Here is an 18,335-nt window from a genome sequence, read left to right as displayed (position 1 = left end):
GTTTTAGCGGTCAGATAAAGTGATAAGAAGCATTTTGAAGGGACGATTGTTATGAGAAAAGTAATAGGATTGCTTATTTTTTGCATGATATTTATTAGTTTTTCAGAGATGGGAATTTCAGAAGCCAGCCCAAAATCAAAATATTTAACAAAGGAACAGAGTATCGTACCCCCAGTAACATTTTATGATAGTTATGGAGAGCAGAATAACACATCGTTGAATTTTCTGACCAACGGTACATATGAATGGAAATGGACGATTCGCAGTGCACATCAATTTAGCTTTGATAAATTTTCGGACAAAATGGTTTATTATACGGACTTTAATGATATTTATACTGCAGTTGATGGCGAGGGAAAGAGAAAGTGGATGTTTTTTGATGAACGGGCAAATGTATCTCGCACTGCGCGGGGGACGCTTATTTCTACATTTTATGATCAATCAAGCACCCTTCAGATTATAGATGAAGAACCAACAACTATTACTCAGCATGGATATTTGAAAATATACAATTCAGATGAAACAGTTCGGGCAACTCTAAACTTTGTAAAGCCTAATAGTCCTTTCTCAGACATTTATTGGTTGGATAATAATGAGAATATAATTGTATTGGAACAAACAGGAATAGTTTCTTACAATAAAACCGGACAGAAAAATTGGACGTATGGAACAGATGTTTTGGTTTCGGAGGATCGTCTTTTGGGCACCACAACAAATGTAGACGATATTTATTTTTCTGATTTAAACGGGTATCTCATTGTTGAAATAGGCAACAAGAAGATTTTGTTGGATGATCAAGGCAAACTGGTAAATGGCGAGAAAATAGCGGGGAACTTACAAAGCTCATTTATAGATTATGATGATTTCAATAAATGGAAAGGAGGCTCTTATGAAACTGGTGAAGGTGCAAATCTCATTGCAAAAAATTTATCGGGAAAAATAAAATGGAACTATAAATTGAGGAAATATGGACCACCTGAAAATATTGTTGCGAATTCAAAAGGACATGTGTTTTTTTCGGATGTTAACGGTAATATTTATGGATTAGATGAGATGGGAAACGAAATGTTCTGTTTATTACGTAATAATTCAGCGTTGACCCTCACTGAATTACTTGTGGACAATGAGGGCGACTTAATCGGAATTACAGATAATATAGGCATGTTTAAGATAGGTCTGCGGAAAGCTTCAATGCGTATTAATGGAGAGTTATTCAAGCTCGCTAAACTGCCTGTTGTGAAAAGTGGAGTTGTATTAGTACCCTATCGCAATGTACTTGAAAGATTGGGGTTCAAAGTAGTAGAGAACCAGAAAACACACGAAATCACAGGGAAATTGGAAAGTAAGGAAATTCGATTTAAGCCAGAGGATAGCACTGTATATCTTAATGGTAAACAGCGGAAACTTACGGTCGGGGCTGAGAGTCACAATGGAACCACTTATATTCCACTTCAACTCATTGCTGAAGTATCAGGGTTGGAAATGGAATGGGATCCAAGTATAAAAGAAGCGCGATTAGGCACAGCAACCAGTCTGGCTCAAAACGCAGTTGAACGATTCTTGCTTCAAGTTGAACAGGGGGATGAGGTAAAGATAAAGAATTCCTTAGTTAAAAGTAATAATTTGAATTTGAAAGTTGCAAAACTTCTTGGAACTCATCAAAGTTTTAAACAAATATATGATCTTAAATCAATCTCTGTTAAAGCCGTTAGTAAAGATGAAATGATTGTGGAAACAGTACAAAGAAATCAACAATATTTTCAGAAGAATCAAGCAATATTTGATAAAGTAATGACAAATCATTTTACAATTAATCGGATGAAAGACGGACAATGGAAGATCAGTGATTTCGATATATAGGTTTATGTCGATGCAGTCCCAAAACCTAATGAGCATGAATTTCCGGCTTATTAATAAATACTTCTCTGTTGTTTGTAGTCTTTTTCATATCTTGTGCCCACCCCCACCAAATTGGGTAAACTATCTCTAGACAACACTTTACCCAAATCATCCGAAATGAGGGGACGCCCCGTGACAACTCACAAATCATCCAATAGATTAGCGAACGAAAAATCGCCCTACCTGCTACAACACGCCCACAACCCTGTGGATTGGTATCCATGGGGAGAGGAAGCCTTTGCCAAGGCGCAGGCGGAGAATAAACCGATCTTCTTATCTGTCGGCTATTCGACTTGCCACTGGTGCCACGTAATGGAACGAGAATCCTTCGAGGACGCCGAGGTCGCACAGCTCCTCAACAATCACTACGTAGCCATCAAAGTAGACCGCGAGGAGCGGCCGGATATTGATGCGCTGTATATGTCGGTGTGTCAGGCGCTGACGGGGAGCGGGGGATGGCCGCTGACGGTGCTGCTGACGCCGGAGAAGAAGCCGTTCTATGCCGGGACGTATTTCCCGAAGCGGCAGATGTTCGGGCGGATCGGACTAATGGATGTGCTGGAGCAGATCCATACGAAGTGGGAGCAGGATGGAGCAGCGCTGGATAAGCTGGGCGACGACCTGCTGGCGGAGCTGCATACGCTTGACCGCAAGAATGCGTATAACCCGGAAGCCGCAGGCGGCATTCCCGGCGCGGAGCTGCTGCATGAAGCGTATGAGCTGTACCGGCGGCAGTTCGATGAGGAGTACGGCGGGTTCGGCAATGCGCCGAAGTTCCCTTCGCCGCATAATTTGTCTTTCCTGCTGGCGTACAGCCAGCTGCATGATCAGCCGGAAGCGCTGCGGATGGTGGAGCATACGCTGGAGTCGATGTATAAGGGCGGCATGTACGACCATGTGGGCTATGGCTTCGCCCGGTATTCGACAGACCGGGAGTGGCTGGTGCCGCATTTTGAGAAAATGCTCTACGATAACGCTCTCCTCGCGAATGTCTATCTGGAAGCCTTCCAGCTTACGGGGAAGCCGCTGTATGCGGAGATTGCCGAGCAGATCTTCACGTATGTGCTGCGCGATATGACTTCACCGGAAGGTGCATTCTACTCTGCGGAGGATGCCGATTCCGAAGGGGTGGAAGGCAAGTTCTATGTCTTCTCCCGTGAGGAGATTGAGGAAGCGCTTGGGCTGGAGGATATGCATTCCTACTGCAATGTGTACGGGATTACGCCGGAGGGCAACTTCGAAGGGGAAAATATTCCGAATCTCCTTCACGGTCTGCCGGAAGAGATTGCGGAGCGTATGGGCATGAATCCGCTTGGTCTGCGGACCCGGATGGAGGAATGGCGTACGAAGCTGTTCGAGTACCGGGAGCAGCGCATTCATCCGCTTAAGGATGACAAGGTGCTGACCTCGTGGAACGGGTTGATGATTGCTGCGCTGGCCCTGGGAGCCAAAGCCCTCCAGAAGCCGGAATACGCCAAGGCCGCCGAACGTGCAGCGGACTTCATCTGGGACAAGCTGCGGCGTGAAGATGGACGGCTGCTGGCCCGTTACCGTGACGGGGAGTCGGCGATCCCGGCGTATGTGGATGATTATGCCTTCCTGACCTGGGGTCTCAGCGAATTATATGAAGCTACAGGTCAAGCGGTCTATCTGGAGCGGGCGCTGACGCTTAAGGATGGGATGCTGGAGCTGTTCCTAGATACCGAAGGAGGCGGGTTCTTCTTCACCGGGCATGACGGGGAGAAGCTGCCAGTCCGCTCGAAGGAATTGTATGACGGGGCGATTCCGTCCGGGAATTCGGTGGCGGCGAAGCTTTTGTGGAAGCTGTCGGTTATTACCCAGGATATGGAGTTAAAAGAGATTGCGGAGCGCACCGCTGCGGTGCTTGCTTCCGCTGCTTCAGAGTATCCGCCAGGGTATGCGATGTATTTGCAGGCCCATCTGGGGATGGTCTCCGGCGGCAGAGAATGGGTCCTCTCCGGCAAAAAAGAAGATCCCGCGCTGCACGCCATGCTCTCCCAGGTTCAGCAGACCTATCTGCCGGACACAGCGCTTATCGTCAACTGGGAAGGGGACAGCGGAGAGATGCTCCGCCTGCTGCCGCATCTGGCGGACAAACCGGCGATCCGCGGTGAAGCGACGGCCTATGTCTGCCGCAACTTTGCCTGCCGGGCCCCGCTTACGAATAAGGAAGCGGTCCGGGAGCTGCTGGCTTCCGGCAGCCATTCGGAGTAGTTTATATACGAAGAGCAGCCCGGAGTCCGGGCTGCTCTTTGCCATACCTTATTGGACGAAGGGTGCATAGAACGAATCCGCAGGTATCGCCTGCGCGGCTTTAACCATGTATTCTCTCATGTCTGAGAGGACCTGTTTGCCTGGCCAGTGGTCCGGCAGCAGCTCATCCGGGAGATAGGGGTCGGCCATGAACAGTCCGCTTAATTCCTCGCCCATTTGCAAATATAGCAGGAACAGCTGTAACGGTTGCCCCGCCTGAAGGGTATCCGCTAATCGCGGAGCGAATTCTTCCTTCAGCCAGACTGCTTTCTTCCGGTATAAGGCTTCGATGTCGTCCAGGTGCCAGATGGTCTGCGCTTTGAGCGGTGTAATGGTGCCTTCCTGAAATTGGCCTTGGAGGATCGACACCTTGCCATCCAGCTCCAGCTTCTGGATCTGGGCTGCGACTTCATCCTGATAGTTCCACGGTGAGATGTACACACTGTTATATAAAAGCCCGTAACCCAGCTGCCCGAGTGCTGAGCGGAACAGGTCGCGCTTCTTGCGTTCGGATTCGGGAACCTCCAGCATCACCACATCCCAGGTATGATCCCACTGCTCCTGATAACGGGCAGGCTTGCTGTTAATCGCCTTAATGTAGGCGAGGCCCTCGGCAGTGACGTTATACCAGGAGCGTGCCGGAGAAGCGATATAGCCCTCTTTTTTCAAGCGGGACAGGGCATTGCGGATATAGGTGGAGGTGTACCCCCTGTGCTCATAGATCTCGACAATCTGCTGGGCGCCCATCTGCTTCACCTTAGATAACAGAAACAGCATTGTTTTCTCAACGGACAGCAACTTCTTCACACCTCTCTTGACAGCTGGCAGGAATAGATATATCATAAAAACCAACGAACGTAATTATTTATGTTATATTCGTCAATCGCACTGCTGGATTTGGATTTAGAGCAACTTGCTGTCATTGTATCGTAAACCTTGGGTTTTTGCACGATGCATTCCTTAGGACCTATTGAAATCTAATCAAGAAGAGGAGAGGAATTCTATGAAAATTACCTACCACGGCCATTCCTGTGTTCAAATTGAGGTGAACGGCAAATCGCTGATCATCGACCCATTCATTAGCGGTAACTCTGCGGCGGTGACGAAGGTAGAGGATATTAAGACAGATGCTGTTCTGCTGACTCATGCCCATATGGATCATATCCTGGACGCTCTGCCGATTGCCGAGCAGAATCAGGCGGTGGTTGTAGCCAACGTGGAACTGGCAGGCCATCTGGGGGGCCAGGGAGCGAAAAAGACCATCGGGATGAACATTGGAGGGACGGTGGACCTTGGTTTTGCCAAGGCGACGATGATTCATGCCTTCCACACCTCAAGCATCACGCTGGAGGATGGACAGAGGATCTATGGCGGAACCCCGGCGGGCTTCATTATTGAGGCGGACGGACACACGGTGCTGCATGCAGGGGATACAGGGCTGTTCGGTGACTTGAAAATGTTCGGGGAGCTGTATGAGATCGACCTCGCGATCCTGCCAATCGGCGGACATTTCACCATGGGACCGGAGCATGCGCTTATCGCAGCGAAGTGGCTGGGCGCAAGACAGGTGCTTCCGGTTCACTATAATACCTTCCCGCCGATCAAGCAGGATGCCGGGGCCTTCGTTCAGGCGCTGGAGGAGGCGGGGATCAGAGGCTCGGCACTTGCATATGGTGAGACGCTGGAGCTGTAGAGCTTCTCATTCGCACACGCACCTACGCCTGCGAATCAACATAGGACTGCCCCATGAAGCTATTTCTTCTCGGGCAGTCCTGTTCTGGCTGTGCGGAAAATCTACCCGGCGAACCCCGCCAGCTCCCGGTTGAACCGTTCCCGCTCGTCATAGAATAATCCGTGGCCGCTGTTCTCAAAGGGAATAAGGACCGAATTCCTAATCCCTTGATGCTGCGCCTCTGCGAGCGGGAAGAAGCACACCTGATCATGAACCCCGTGCATAATCAGCGTAGGCACCTGTACACGGGGGAGATCGTTGAACAGCTCTTCGGCCAGCCAAGCCTCGGAGACTGCGATGGTGGACCAGCTTGCCGCCTCCAGCCCTAACAGGAAGAACCAGTCCGAGAACGGCTGTGATACCGGCTGATAGAAGAAAATATCGCCGAAATCATGCAGCATCTTGGGCCGGTCCTTGTAGGTAGACTGGATAATCTGCTCTATAGCTTCTCTGGTCGTGCCATAAGGGAAGCCCGGCCGCTGAATCAGACTGGGGGCTGCCGAAGCGAATAAGGCCAGCTTGGAGACACCATATCCCTTGTGCCGGGCCATATACCGGATCGCTACAGCTCCGCCGGTAGAGTGCCCGCCGAGTGTAATATTGTGCAGTCCCAAGGCGCCGATCACACAGCGGATATCATCTGCGAGACGGTTGTAATCGTACCCGTCAAGCGGTTTGTCAGACCGGCCGAAGCCTCTCATATCCATTCCAATGCAGCGGTAACCCATGGGCACCAGCTGATTGTACTGGTATTCGAACATCTGGTGATTTGCTGGCCAGCCGTGAATGAAGAGTATTGTTTTGGTGCCTAGCGGGTTAAGATCATTCACATACACCTTCACATTCGGTTCTACTCTAATCCAATGTTCCATTTCGCATCCCTCAATTCACTGTTGATTGGTATAGTTGAAATATGTTATTCATTGGAATAGGGAAAATGCCTAGAATATGGTCTGAGGGATTCGCAGCAGCCTAATGAGCAGCAGATCGTTCCTTGGAGAGGAGAATCATAACTATGAATAATGTTCTGAGCGGTATCCGCTGGCAAGAGCAGAGTACAGAGAGTGAGCGGCTGCTGGCAAGGCTGGAAGAGGCGGTCGTTACCCCGATGAAGGGGGGACTGGAAGCTGAGGTGTGCGGCATTACACTGCCGGATACGAAGCTTGTGCTGAAAATCTGGAACCGCGAGTCCCGGCCGGACATCTCGATCCAGTATCAAGTGCTGGAGCAGCTGTTCCGGCAGGGCTGCGCGGTCTCACAGCCGTATGCCTGGGGGCTCGACGCTGAGGACCATCAGGTGCTGTTAACCAGCTTCGATGGTATGCCTGTCAAGAAGGTAAATGCGGATAGCCTTACAGCTATAGCGGCTAATCTGCTTGATGTACATAAGCTAGAGATCAATTCATCCAGCGGCTTGAAGGTACCAGCTTATGATTTCGCAGATTACTTCTTCCCTGCCTGGGCGGAGCAGCCGGAGATCCGAACGCTGGCGCAGGAGCTGGCGGAGCGGGGGAAGCTTACCGCACACCAGTTGATTCATGGTGATTATCATCTGGGCAATATTCTGGAGGCCGCAGGGGCATTTACCATCATAGACTGGACGAATGTTCAGCTTGGCGATCCAAGGTATGATATAGCGTGGTCTATTCTGCTCTTTAGAGTATATTTGTCCGAGCGCAATGCCAGCCTGTACCAGTCAGCCTTTGCCGCCAACAGCAGGTATAGCCCGGCAGAGCTGGAGCTGTTCGAGGCATTGGCTGCCCTTCGCTGGCTTCAGCTGCACCGGACTACGGGTGTCCCGATTCAGCGGAATACTCTGAAGGCAATCCGGGCGCTAATGCGGGAGAACCGTTATGTGCCGGATAGTCTGACTGAATCCTTGTAGCGGGATACCCCGCTTGGATATTACCAGTCCTAACAAGCTCACCGTTCTCCGGCCAACTAGTGCAAGCAGAAACGGCTACGCCATCCTCTTAAGGACGGCGTAGCCGTTTGTTTCTGCATGATAACAAAGGTTGCGGGAACCCGCTAGCTGGGAGAAATGTGCTTCCATAGAATGCGAAGCATGTCAGTCGTTAAGCTGCTTAATTCTTACGTTCCGGGTTCTGCGGCTTCACGCGGGCGGGCCGGGTGACCCAGTTGCTGCGGTTCATCGGCTTGACGGTATCAATCCGCTCGTTAATTACCTCGGCGCTGTGGTCCTCTGACGCAGCGGTCTCGGCAACACCCTCGGATTCAACGGCAGCCGGGGCTTTCTTGGACAGGCCGGCACCATTATGCTTACCCCGGTTCCATACTCTATTCTTGCTCATCCTGGTACACTCCATTTCTGTATGCTTATGCTTCAACCATAACATAAGTAGGACTAAGCATAAAAGTCCGATTTTGACAAGTTATAAATTGTACTATTGATCTCCGGAAAGGGTAACTATAATGGTATAGAATTGAAAGGAGAGCATTCTGATGCCCATCAAGATAATTACGGATAGCGGTTCGGATCTACCCCCTGAATACACGAAGCAGTATGACATCTCCATTGTTCATTTGCCGGTCCATTTCGGCCATGAGCTGATGCCGGATGATATGAATGCCAAGGATTTCTATGACAAAATGCATGAATCGAAGGAGCTGCCGACGACTGCAAGCCCGAGTCCGCAGACCTTCCTGGATAGCTTCAAGCAAGTAGAAGCAGGCACTGACATTCTGGTCATCTGCATGTCCTCCAATATTAGCAGTACTTATCAGACCGCAATGATCGCCAAGGAGATGTACGAGGAAGAAGGACATCCGAATGCGATTGAAATTATAGATTCCAAGCTGTTCTCCGGCGGCTTGACCCTGATTGTCGCTATGGCGGCCAAATGGTCACTTACCGCAGCAAGTCTGGCTGAGTTGAAGGACAGAGTGTTGAAGAAGGTCGAAGAGACGACTGCGTACTTCACGCTGGATACCCTGGAGAATGTGATCAAGGGCGGACGGCTGAGCCGGATCTCCGGCGCTGTGGCTTCCGTGCTGAACATCAAGCTGCTGCTGAAGATTAGCGACGAGGGTATTGTTGAAGTGGTCGAGAAGACGCGCGGACTGCCCAAGGCGCTGACTCATCTGCTGGCCAAGCTGGATCAGAAGCAGCATGATTATGAGCAGGCGGTAATCGCCATTGTGCATAGCAATTGTGAGACGCTGGCGCTGGAGATCAAGCGGCGTATTCTGGAGAAGCATCCCTTCAAGGAGGTTCTGCTGTCCACGATGGGACCCGTGATGGGAACCTATGCCGGGCAGGGCGGAATCGGAGTGGCTTTTTAATTATATTTGGAAACTATAGTTTCATGCTGCTGTGGAAAAGGTGTGTGTTGAACCAAATGTATATCAAAAACAGCATACATTGTGCTCGCCAGCAAGCATGCGGCCTGAATGTATGTCAAAAACAGCATACATTGTGCTCGCCAGCAGGCATGCGGCCTGAATGTATGTCAAAAACAGCATACATTGTGCTCGCCAGCAAGCATGCGGCCTGAATGTATGTCAAAAACAGCATACATTGTGCTCGCCAGCAGGCATGCGGCCTGAATGTATGTCAAAAACAGCATACATTGTGCTCGCCAGCAGGCATGCGGCCTGAATGTATGTCAAAAACAGCATTCATTGTGCTCGTAAGCAGGCATGCGGCCTGAGTGTATGTTAAAAACAGCATACATTGTGCTCGCGCGAAGGTAATCTTATTCCCCGCAGGGTGATTTTGTTCTTATTCCCAGAGCACAGCACTTGTAGAGTATTAATAACTAAGCCGTATACCGGACTTTCCGGTGTACGGCTTTTTGATCTGTGTCTACGGATAGCCGATACAGCGGCAAGCAGGCTAGGCACACCGGACTGGGCAGGTGCATAGTATGAAGCAAATCCAATTACACGGAGGTCATGCACTTATGTCGACAACTTCTTCCGGCACGCAATCGCCGGTGATCTATCAGGCAGACCCGGCGGTGGTCCAGCATCTGAACGGGGTCCGCGATTCGCTTCACCAGTCCTGTAAGCCGTATCTGAATCATAAAGTGCAGGTGCAGACCCTTGACGGTCAGATGCATGAGGGTACGATTGCCGGTATGGACAGTAAGCATATGTACCTGGCTGTAACCATGGTCACGGATATGGGCCGCGGATATTACAATCCGTACTATAAGCCTTATCCAGGTCCGGGGTATCCGGGCCCGGGCTACCCATATCCCGGTACGGTGAACAGCAATGTGATTATGCCGCTGGTCTTGTTCGAGCTGCTGACGATTTCGTTACTCTAAGCCAGGCTACTGGGTCATTATCGAAGCTACAGCCCCACATTGTGGGGTTGTTTTGCATGATCTACTGCGCTCAAGGAGAGGGCTGAACGGCTTCAACGAGACCTTTGGCCAATTGCACACGTGAAAATAATCATGGAACCGCATTCATGAAAGCGCTATAATTTAATGGAGTCTATCAAATCAAAGGGGAAACACAATGAGCAAAGGAAGAATGTTCTACGGCATCTTTATTCCTATATTAATCCTTGGCGTGGGACTGGTGGTCGGCTTCGGAAGCTATATCTACATCAGTACCATCGATTCAGTGGTCGGGCGGTTCTCCAGCAGCAAGCAGAGCTATATCGAGCAGATCAAGAACAATCTGGAGCACAAAATCCAAACGATAGAATACGCGTTCAATACCTATAGCACCACCAGCTCTTTTCAGGAGGTCGTGACCCATCCCATTACCGAGCAAGACTTCATCGCCTACCGGAATGTGAACTCACAGCTGAATTATATCGCCTCCATGGCGGCTGAAGGGACGGAATATTCGCTGATCAGTCTGGTGCAGAACTGGCAGATCCTGAATGAGAAGCTCAGCAATCTCAGTGCCGGGGAGGTTCAGCAGCTCCGGGAGCAATATATTGAGAATCAGGAGCAGAGCCTCTTCTGGATGAAGACGGACAAAGGCATCCGGTTCGTGAATACACTGCCGGTGTTCTCCAGTAAGAAGCAGGCGATTGCCTTATCCGACATTTCATTACATACCCTTAATGCCACGATAAGCAGCGGGGAAGACGCAGCCGTATACATTTTGAACAAGCATGGTGAATTGATGTATGAATCCGATCCTGGCAAAGGGCTGTTAGCCCCGGAGCAATTCGGCCAGCTTGCCGGAACGATCAATTCCATGGAGGACAAGGGGACGGTCCAGCAGGAGATCTCCGGCCGCGACAGTGTGAAGCTTATCTATGCCAAGTCCTCGTATAATAACTGGATCTATCTGACCGTGCTGGATCAGGCGGAGATTACCCGCTCTCTGGAGATGACCAAGTTCGGGATCTCCGCGATGGGGCTGCTGTTGATTCTCCTGATCTGGGTGGTGGCGTATATGATCTCCCAATATTTCACCAAGCCGATTGAGCAGCTTAAGCGCAGTCTGCCCGTTATTCCGCAGGTGAACTCCAGGAATGAGCTGGAATATATCCGGCATTCAATTGACACAATTATCTCGGAGAAGGCTTCGCTTGAGAGTCTGATCGAATCGGAAATGCCCCGGCTGGAGACGCAGCTGATCCTTAATCTGTTCCGCAGCCGCGTCTCGGCGGAGGAGCTGGAGCAGAGTCTGCTCCGGTTCGGGTATAACCTGTCAGAGAAGCACCGTTATGCTGCGATGCTGATTCAGCTGGACAGTCTGGGCGGCCGGGAGGCCTCGGACAAGGATGTCCTGCTGCTTGCCGTCAATAAGATGGTGGAGGAACTTATCCCAGCACAGCAGCGATTACAGCCTATTATCCTGAACGATGATACCCAGGCTACGATCCTGACCTTCGCCGGGTCCAACGATGCCACAATGAATAAAGAAGTGCTGGATTATGCCACGACACTCCTGAAGGCGGTGCGCGATTATCTGGAGGTGTCGATCAGCATCGGCATCAGCAACTTTTACAGCAATCTGTTAGAGAGTAAGGAAGCCGGGGAGATGAGCAAGCAGGCACTGCATCAGCGGCTGAATCTGGGTAAGGAATCGATTATTTTTTATGAGGATATCTCCATGGTCGTCTCCGGTCCGGTGTCGCTGCATTATCCGGCAGAGCTGGAGACGCAATTGTTCAATGCCATCCGGCTGGGGGACAAGGAGCAGGTTACGGCTGCGCTCTATCCGTTCCTGGCGGAGCTGATGGGCAAGAATAAGAGCACCCTGAAATTCGAGGTCATGCTGGTGCGGCTCGTGAATAATCTGATCCAGCTGGAGCAGCATTTGGGAGTTAGTGTCCTGTTGACTCAGGATAACAATAAGCTGTATCACCGCCTGCTAGATATTCGCAATCCCGAAGAGATGGAGCGGATGCTGGTGCAGGAGGTTATTTACCCCATGATGTACAGCATGAAGGACAAGACCAGCCAGCAGTTCCGCTGTCTCTCGGATAAGATCACCGACATTGTGCATGCGGAATATGACCGTGAGCTTACGCTGGAGGGGATCGGCGAGCGGCTTCATTACAATCCGAATTATCTAAGCAGCATCTTCAAAAAAGAGTACGGCACCGCCTTCAGCGAATACCTCATGAACTACCGCCTGGAGATGGCCAAACGGTGGCTGACGGAGACGGATATGACGATCAGGGAGATTGCCGAGCGGCTGCAGTATCATAATCCGCAGAATTTCATCCGCTCCTTCCGCAAGAAGGAGCAGGTTACGCCTGGTGCTTACCGGAAGCTGAAGCAGGGGGAGCAGCAGATATTTTAGCAGGAATAGGGGCTTGGTTCAGGAGAGAGCTTGGATCAGGGGTTCATGCACAAACGGTACCGTCCTTGCTTCAAGGCGGTACCGTTTCTGTATATGTTCTAAAGTTCCGGTAGTTTCGGATGGATGCTGAACGGCGGGCCGTCAGCCTTTGACTGCTCCGAGCAGGGCGCCCTTGGTGAAATGCTTCTGGACAAAAGGATAAGCGGCCAGCATCGGCACCGTGGCGATGACAATGACCGCCATTTTGATCGTCTGGGCCGGCGGCACAATATCGACCGAGGTTCCCTCGGCCTGCATCCCGCTGGAGACAATGACGATCTGGCGCAGCAGCACCTGGATCGGCCATTTGGCCGAATCATTCATATAGAGGATCGCGTTCATGTACGTATTCCAGTAAGCAACCGCATAGAACAGGGAGATGGTGGCGATGGAAGGCAGGGCCAGCGGAAGCATGATCCGCATGAAGATCCCGAAGTCATTGCTTCCGTCGATCTTGGCCGACTCCTCCAGACTGTCAGGCAGCGCCTGGAAGAAGTTGCGCATGATAATCATGTTGAAGGCATTGACGGCAACCGGGAAGATCAGGGACCCGTACGAGTTGATCAGGCCGACGCTTTTGACGACCAGGAAGGTGGGGATCATTCCGCCGCTGAACAGCATGGAGAAGACGACGATGAAATTAATGGTATTGCGGGCAGGCAGGTATCTCCTGGACAAGCCGTAGGCCATCAGCGCAGTAAGCAGCATACTGACTAAGGTTCCTGCTACGGTGACACCAACGGATACCCCGAGTCCCCGGAAGATGGTAGGCGTTGAGAGAATGTAGCGGTACGCATCCAGGGAGAAGGTGGTCGGGAATAAGATGAACCGCTTGGCCATGACCTCCTGGGTGGTAGCGAAGGAGCTGGCAATGATATTGATGAAGGGCAATAAGCAGACAAGCGCAATCAGAACGAGTATGGCTGTATTAACGAAGGTGAAGATCCTTCCGCCGACCGATTCTTTTCTACGTGAGCTATGGTTCATTCTGTGATCCTCCTCGGTTTTCAGTACCTCTTCACTGTAACAAGGAGCAGAAATTACGTATATAATCCGGGCATGAGGTGTTCGCAGACTTGCCTTGTGCAGCCCCCTCTCCGGAGATAATCATTAGCCTAGGCAGGTAATCCTCAGAGGAGATCTGATCGTCCTTAACCCCGCAGCCACGCGGGTTCTGTAAACGCTATCACATAATGATTATATACGTAATGTAAGAAATTTCTTACGCTGAGACCGTAACAGGAACGAGCAAAGGAGGCTGACATGTGAAAGCAACAAGCATCACCGCAACACCAAATCTGACTATCGAAAAGGGGAAAGGCGCACGCGCACTTACGGCTCTGAACAAATACAAGCTGCTGTATCTGATGATCCTGCCCGGGCTGCTGTATTTCATCATCTTCAAATATCTGCCCATGGGCGGGCTGATCATTGCATTCCAGAATTATCAGCCGTTCCAGGGAATTACCGGGAGTGAGTGGGTCGGCCTGAAGCATTTCATCCGTCTATTTACGGAGCCTACGTTCATGCAACTGCTGCGCAACACCCTGATTCTGTTTGCCATGAACATTGTGATCTTCTTCCCGCTGCCGATTATTGTAGCCTTGATGCTGAACGAGTTGAAGGGACGCTATCTCAAGAACTGGATTCAGACGATTATCTACATCCCGCACTTCATGTCCTGGGTTATTATTGTCTCTATTACGTATGTGTTCCTGACGGTGGATGGCGGGGTCATCAATGAGCTGATTGCAAGTCTCGGCGGCAACAAAATCAGCTTCCTCACCTCTTCGGAGTGGCTGCGGACGATCTATATCCTGCAGATTATCTGGAAGGAGCTGGGGTGGTCGACCATTATCTATCTGGCAGCTATTACTGTAGTGGACCCGCAGCTCTATGAAGCCTCCGAGATGGACGGGGCAAGCCGTCTGCGCAAGACCTGGCATGTTACACTGCCTGCGATCCGTCCCGTGATTATTACTCTGCTGATTCTCAAAATCGGCAGCACGCTGGATCTCGGCTTCGAACATATGTATCTGCTGCTGAATTCGCTGAACCGCAGTGTCGCCGAGATTTTCGATACCTATATCTATACGGCGGGCCTCAAGAACGGGCAATTAAGCTTCAGCACCACGATAGGCTTGTTCAAGGGCGTTGTCGGGTTAATTCTCGTGATGCTCTCCAATAAGCTGGCCAAAAGAATGGGCGAAGACGGCGTGTATTAAGGCTAAGGCTACCTATTTCATCTACCAAAGGAGAAGTGTTATGAACAAAAGATGGGTCACTCTAATGGCAATCGCTACAATGGCTACCACTATGCTCTCGGCATGCGGCGGAGACAAGGAAGAGAAGAAGAATGCCGCACCAGAGGATCTGAACTCGAAGCTGGAAGTAAGCTGGCTGAATATTCTGCACACAGCTTCGCCGCCGACCGATACGATCAAATCGCTGCTTGAGGAATATACCAACAGTAAAATCACCTTCAACTGGGTACCTGATGCTTCCAAGGAAGAGCGGATCACTACGGCGCTGGCCTCGGGGGAGCTTGCAGACATTGTCACCCTGACCATGATGACCAATTCATCGGTTAGAAGCTCACTGAAATCTGGGCTGTTCTGGGATGTGGGCCCTTATCTCTCAGAGTTCAGTAATCTGGCGAAGATTGCTCCTGAGCTGAAGGAAGCGGCTTCGATTGAAGGCGTCCTCTACGGCGTTCCCTTCCAGAAGAATCTGGCGCGTTCCGGCCTGATCTTCCGCAAGGACTGGCTGGATAAGCTGGGTCTGCCGGTTCCGAAGACGCTGGATGAGGTGTATGAAGTGGCCAGAGCCTTCACAGAGGATGACCCGGATGGCAACGGTGTGAAGGACACGACAGGCTTCGGAGACAGATCAGAGCTGAAATACAGCAGCTTCAAAACACTAAGCTCCTATTTTGGCACGCCCAATGGCTGGAAGGTGGAGGATAGCGGCAAGTTTATCCCTGAATTCGATACTCAAGAGTATATCGACACGATGAATTTCTCCAGAAAGCTCTACGAGAACGGATACCTGGCGCAGGATTTCGCAGTTACAGCCAAAACGGACCAGCAGCAGCAATTTGCGCAGGGTAAAACCGGGATCTATACCGGTATGGTGGACATCTCCAGTCTGAGAACACTGGCACAGGATCTGCAGCCGGGCATGGAGCTGGTGCCGGTGAACAAGATCTCTAATGGAGACGGCCAGTATCATATCTGGTCCGAGGGCAGCGGGATCGGCGGATTGATGGCTTTTCCGAAATCCGAGGTGAAGACCGAAGCAGAGCTCAAGCGGCTGCTGAAGTTCGTCAATGACCTGATCGATGAGAAGGCGTTCATGCTGATGACCGGCGGGATTGAAGGCACCCATTATGAATATGATGAGAACGGCGCCTTCAAGATTCTGAACACTGAGCTGTGGCAGGCGGATGTGCAGCCTTTCTCCTCCAGCAGACCTAGTGAGATTGCCTATACACTTAAGGACGCGAACCCTGAGAAGCAGCTGGCCAATGAGCTGATCCGCGAGAATGACAAGTTCGCTGTGCTTGACCCCACCGTTCCGCTGGATTCGGCTACCAATAATGAGCAAGGAACGGAATTGCAAAAGATCATCACAGATGCTACCTTCAAATATATCATGGGCCAATCGGATGAGGCGGCCTTCAAGAAAGCCGTACAGACCTGGAAGGATTCGGGCGGAACCAAGATCACCGAGGAATACGAAGCTGCATACAAACTGACACAGAAGTAAGCAAGCAGGCAAGCTTTAAGTGAAGGCCAGAGTCTGAGAGGGGATGGGAAAAGGGATGCTGGTGGGCAAAGAGGGCTTTTGCGATTACTCTACTATTCAGGCGGCAGTCGATGCCCTGGAAGGGCTGGACCCGGACACAGAGGCCACGCTCTACATTATGCCGGGAGTGTACAAGGAGGAGGTGCGGGTCTACCGCTCCTGTCTCCGTATCATCGGCATCGGACAAGTGGAGATCACGATGAACCGCTATGCCCGGGAGCTGGATGAGCAGGGGGAAGAGATCGGGACCTTTGCTACTCCCACCCTGTTCCTGGGCGGCAGGAAGCTGGTGCTGGAGAATCTGACCGTCTCCAATACAGCCGGACAAGGCAGTGAGGTGGGGCAGGCAGTGGCGGTGTACGCCCATTGTGATGAGACGGTATTCCGAAATTGTACATTCAAGGGTCATCAGGACACGCTGTTCACCGGTCCGCTGCCTCCAGCCCCCAGAGAGCGCCTGCTGTTCGGCGGCGTTCCGCTGCGGGAGCATCATGCGCAGTACCGCCAGTTGTACCAACACTGTCACATTGAGGGAACGGTAGATTATATCTTTGGCGGAGCAACGGCCTACTTCGAGCATTGTACGCTGCACAGCCTGCGGAATAGCGGAGGCCATGCAGGCTACATCACAGCTGCCTCCACTCCTGAAGGGCAGGCCTACGGCTACGTGTTCAATCAATGTTATCTGAGTGCTGAGCCGGGAACAGCGCCGGTATTCCTGGGCCGCCCATGGCGGGAGCATGCCAAGACTGCCTTTGTGGATTGCCGGATGGGCCAGCATATCCACCCTCAGGGCTGGGATAACTGGGGTCAGCCCGCTAATGAGCAGACGGTCAGGTATGCGGAGTACACTTCTGAAGGAACAGCGGCGATTCTGCGGCAGCAGCGTGTGCCTTGGGCTGAGCTGCACGGAAGCGGCACTGCGCGGGCGGGCAGGGACGATGTACTGGACGGATTCCAGTTTCCGGGATAGGACAAGGCGCTGTAGGAGCTAATCTGCCGGCTATAGGCACAATAAAGGGAGGACCCGGCTGACGGGTCCTCCCTTAGTTTGGTGCAATTGTAATTGAAACTTCGTTCACCGCAGCCTGTCAGCAGGCTGCTTACGTGTTCACAACCGCTGTAATCTCTTCATCCAGCTCCAGCCGTACATCTTCACGGTAGGCACGGATGCCGTATTCGCTGTGTACGTAGCGAAGAATGGATTCAATCATGTTGGACTCCACCAGATACTGGCTTCTTCCCTGTATCCAGACCTCTGCGGTGTAGCCGGTGTCCTCGTCCCAGCTGAGCTCCACCTGGACTTCCTCCACCCGCACAGCCTTGCGTTCCGCCATATGCAGGCAGATCGCATTGATAATCTCGTCCATGCTGAGAACGGTAACACCCATTAGTAGCGTCCGTCCCTTTCTTCCAGCCGCCGTCGTTCCTGTCTGCGCTTGAAGAAGGACATAATCAGCGTAATTACGAAGTAGATGGCCAGCATGTTAATCAGGAATCCGATGATATTTCCAAAAGCGCCCATACCGGCGAACATTCCGCCGAAGAGGAACCCGGCGATCCCGCCGATCATCAGGCCTTTCATCAGGCTGCCGCCGCTGAAGAAGCCGCGGTTCGCATTCGCTGCAGTTCCGTTGGTGTTGCTTTTAGTGCTATCGCTTTTTTTCACATTATCGGTGGTCGATTTCTTCGGGGTCGTTGTGAATCCCCGGCTTCCTGATTTAAAGCCCCCGCCGCGGCGGGCATCTGCGAAGTCAGGAACAGTGACAGCGAAGAACAGTGTGAAGGCCATGACGATCATCATTACACGTTTCATTGGTTTCATTGAGTACGAGAACCT

General features: G+C 51.4%; 16 protein-coding genes. 10 read left to right on the top strand and 6 right to left on the bottom strand.

Features of this window, described 5'->3' with window-relative positions; all coding sequences use genetic code 11:
* Positions 1-51: 51 nt before the first annotated feature.
* Together J2Z70_RS03480 and J2Z70_RS03475 are read left to right on the top strand one after the other, a co-directional pair.
* Complete coding sequence (locus J2Z70_RS03480; protein WP_209869417.1) at positions 52-1,860, top strand: copper amine oxidase N-terminal domain-containing protein; 1,809 nt, start codon at positions 52-54, stop codon at positions 1,858-1,860.
* 171 nt (positions 1,861-2,031) lie between these two features.
* On the top strand, positions 2,032-4,134 hold the full coding sequence (locus J2Z70_RS03475; RefSeq protein WP_425355094.1) for a thioredoxin domain-containing protein: 2,103 nt from the start codon (positions 2,032-2,034) through the stop codon (positions 4,132-4,134).
* Positions 4,135-4,182: 48 nt separating this feature from the next.
* Here the strand turns inward: J2Z70_RS03475 and J2Z70_RS03470 are convergent, their stop codons facing one another.
* Positions 4,183-4,950: a PaaX family transcriptional regulator C-terminal domain-containing protein gene (locus J2Z70_RS03470; RefSeq protein ID WP_209869411.1), complete on the bottom strand. Its 768-nt coding sequence runs from the start codon at positions 4,948-4,950 to the stop codon at positions 4,183-4,185.
* 226 nt (positions 4,951-5,176) lie between these two features.
* Between J2Z70_RS03470 and J2Z70_RS03465 the strand changes: the two genes are divergently transcribed.
* Positions 5,177-5,866: a metal-dependent hydrolase gene (locus J2Z70_RS03465; protein WP_209869408.1), complete on the top strand. Its 690-nt coding sequence runs from the start codon at positions 5,177-5,179 to the stop codon at positions 5,864-5,866.
* Between the two features lie 101 nt (positions 5,867-5,967).
* On the opposite strand, the gene J2Z70_RS03460 is transcribed toward J2Z70_RS03465, so the two are convergent.
* Positions 5,968-6,777 carry an alpha/beta fold hydrolase gene (locus J2Z70_RS03460; protein ID WP_209869404.1) on the bottom strand — a complete coding sequence of 270 codons (810 nt, stop codon included), beginning with the start codon at positions 6,775-6,777 and terminating at the stop codon, positions 5,968-5,970.
* A 143-nt stretch (positions 6,778-6,920) separates the two neighbouring features.
* On the opposite strand from J2Z70_RS03460, the gene J2Z70_RS03455 reads away from it, so the two are divergent.
* Complete coding sequence (locus J2Z70_RS03455; protein WP_209869401.1) at positions 6,921-7,790, top strand: phosphotransferase family protein; 870 nt, start codon at positions 6,921-6,923, stop codon at positions 7,788-7,790.
* A 199-nt stretch (positions 7,791-7,989) separates the two neighbouring features.
* Here the strand turns inward: J2Z70_RS03455 and J2Z70_RS03450 are convergent, their stop codons facing one another.
* A complete protein-coding gene (locus J2Z70_RS03450; RefSeq protein WP_209869398.1) occupies positions 7,990-8,217 on the bottom strand; it encodes a hypothetical protein in 228 nt (75 codons plus the stop codon).
* A gap of 151 nt (positions 8,218-8,368) precedes the next feature.
* Between J2Z70_RS03450 and J2Z70_RS03445 the strand changes: the two genes are divergently transcribed.
* The 3 genes from J2Z70_RS03445 (at position 8,369) to J2Z70_RS03435 (ending at position 12,649) form a co-directional block, all read left to right on the top strand.
* Positions 8,369-9,208, top strand: coding sequence for a DegV family protein (locus J2Z70_RS03445; RefSeq protein WP_036733524.1), 840 nt, complete (start codon positions 8,369-8,371; stop codon positions 9,206-9,208).
* A 620-nt stretch (positions 9,209-9,828) separates the two neighbouring features.
* Positions 9,829-10,197 carry a hypothetical protein gene (locus J2Z70_RS03440; RefSeq protein WP_209869396.1) on the top strand — a complete coding sequence of 123 codons (369 nt, stop codon included), beginning with the start codon at positions 9,829-9,831 and terminating at the stop codon, positions 10,195-10,197.
* A 196-nt stretch (positions 10,198-10,393) separates the two neighbouring features.
* A complete protein-coding gene (locus tag J2Z70_RS03435; protein WP_209869393.1) occupies positions 10,394-12,649 on the top strand; it encodes an AraC family transcriptional regulator in 2,256 nt (751 codons plus the stop codon).
* Between the two features lie 141 nt (positions 12,650-12,790).
* Here J2Z70_RS03435 and J2Z70_RS03430 read toward each other — a convergent pair whose 3' ends face one another.
* Positions 12,791-13,675 (bottom strand): carbohydrate ABC transporter permease, encoded by an 885-nt coding sequence (locus J2Z70_RS03430; RefSeq protein WP_209869390.1) that lies wholly within the window; start codon positions 13,673-13,675, stop codon positions 12,791-12,793.
* A 380-nt stretch (positions 13,676-14,055) separates the two neighbouring features.
* Here J2Z70_RS03430 and J2Z70_RS03425 point away from each other — a divergent pair, with 380 nt between their 5' ends.
* Genes J2Z70_RS03425 through J2Z70_RS03415 form a run of 3 tightly spaced genes read left to right on the top strand, consistent with a single transcriptional unit; the run spans position 14,056 to position 17,468 of the window.
* On the top strand, positions 14,056-14,913 hold the full coding sequence (locus J2Z70_RS03425) for an ABC transporter permease (protein WP_209870186.1): 858 nt from the start codon (positions 14,056-14,058) through the stop codon (positions 14,911-14,913).
* Positions 14,914-14,953: 40 nt separating this feature from the next.
* The gene (locus J2Z70_RS03420; protein ID WP_209869387.1) at positions 14,954-16,456 is read left to right on the top strand and encodes an extracellular solute-binding protein; all 1,503 of its coding nucleotides are present in this window, start codon (positions 14,954-14,956) and stop codon (positions 16,454-16,456) included.
* A gap of 55 nt (positions 16,457-16,511) precedes the next feature.
* On the top strand, positions 16,512-17,468 hold the full coding sequence (locus J2Z70_RS03415) for a pectinesterase family protein (RefSeq protein ID WP_209869384.1): 957 nt from the start codon (positions 16,512-16,514) through the stop codon (positions 17,466-17,468).
* 130 nt (positions 17,469-17,598) lie between these two features.
* Here J2Z70_RS03415 and J2Z70_RS03410 read toward each other — a convergent pair whose 3' ends face one another.
* Both J2Z70_RS03410 and J2Z70_RS03405 read right to left on the bottom strand, forming a co-directional pair.
* Positions 17,599-17,886 carry a YxcD family protein gene (locus tag J2Z70_RS03410; RefSeq protein ID WP_036701193.1) on the bottom strand — a complete coding sequence of 96 codons (288 nt, stop codon included), beginning with the start codon at positions 17,884-17,886 and terminating at the stop codon, positions 17,599-17,601.
* Complete coding sequence (locus J2Z70_RS03405; RefSeq protein WP_200869617.1) at positions 17,886-18,320, bottom strand: hypothetical protein; 435 nt, start codon at positions 18,318-18,320, stop codon at positions 17,886-17,888. The genes J2Z70_RS03410 and J2Z70_RS03405 overlap by 1 nt, the downstream gene beginning before the upstream one ends.
* Between the last annotated feature and the right edge of the window lie 15 nt (positions 18,321-18,335).

The organism is Paenibacillus silagei (assembly GCF_017874735.1).
Classification (GTDB): domain Bacteria; phylum Bacillota; class Bacilli; order Paenibacillales; family Paenibacillaceae; genus Paenibacillus_AQ; species Paenibacillus_AQ silagei.
The sequence above is the reverse complement of the archived record's forward strand: the minus strand, read 5'-3'. Positions and strand labels throughout refer to the sequence as shown.

What these genes read in the sequence shown, in the direction of transcription:
- J2Z70_RS03480 (WP_209869417.1), top strand. Translation starts at nt 52, where the DNA reads ATGAGAAAAGTAATAGGATTGCTTATTTTTTGCATGATATTTATTAGT.
- J2Z70_RS03470 (WP_209869411.1), bottom strand. Translation starts at nt 4,950, where the DNA reads ATGCTGTTTCTGTTATCTAAGGTGAAGCAGATGGGCGCCCAGCAGATT.
- J2Z70_RS03465 (WP_209869408.1), top strand. Translation starts at nt 5,177, where the DNA reads ATGAAAATTACCTACCACGGCCATTCCTGTGTTCAAATTGAGGTGAAC.
- J2Z70_RS03460 (WP_209869404.1), bottom strand. Translation starts at nt 6,777, where the DNA reads ATGGAACATTGGATTAGAGTAGAACCGAATGTGAAGGTGTATGTGAAT.
- J2Z70_RS03455 (WP_209869401.1), top strand. Translation starts at nt 6,921, where the DNA reads ATGAATAATGTTCTGAGCGGTATCCGCTGGCAAGAGCAGAGTACAGAG.
- J2Z70_RS03450 (WP_209869398.1), bottom strand. Translation starts at nt 8,217, where the DNA reads ATGAGCAAGAATAGAGTATGGAACCGGGGTAAGCATAATGGTGCCGGC.
- J2Z70_RS03445 (WP_036733524.1), top strand. Translation starts at nt 8,369, where the DNA reads ATGCCCATCAAGATAATTACGGATAGCGGTTCGGATCTACCCCCTGAA.
- J2Z70_RS03440 (WP_209869396.1), top strand. Translation starts at nt 9,829, where the DNA reads ATGTCGACAACTTCTTCCGGCACGCAATCGCCGGTGATCTATCAGGCA.
- J2Z70_RS03435 (WP_209869393.1), top strand. Translation starts at nt 10,394, where the DNA reads ATGAGCAAAGGAAGAATGTTCTACGGCATCTTTATTCCTATATTAATC.
- J2Z70_RS03430 (WP_209869390.1), bottom strand. Translation starts at nt 13,675, where the DNA reads ATGAACCATAGCTCACGTAGAAAAGAATCGGTCGGCGGAAGGATCTTC.
- J2Z70_RS03425 (WP_209870186.1), top strand. Translation starts at nt 14,056, where the DNA reads ATGATCCTGCCCGGGCTGCTGTATTTCATCATCTTCAAATATCTGCCC.
- J2Z70_RS03420 (WP_209869387.1), top strand. Translation starts at nt 14,954, where the DNA reads ATGAACAAAAGATGGGTCACTCTAATGGCAATCGCTACAATGGCTACC.
- J2Z70_RS03415 (WP_209869384.1), top strand. Translation starts at nt 16,512, where the DNA reads ATGCTGGTGGGCAAAGAGGGCTTTTGCGATTACTCTACTATTCAGGCG.
- J2Z70_RS03410 (WP_036701193.1), bottom strand. Translation starts at nt 17,886, where the DNA reads ATGGGTGTTACCGTTCTCAGCATGGACGAGATTATCAATGCGATCTGC.
- J2Z70_RS03405 (WP_200869617.1), bottom strand. Translation starts at nt 18,320, where the DNA reads ATGAAACCAATGAAACGTGTAATGATGATCGTCATGGCCTTCACACTG.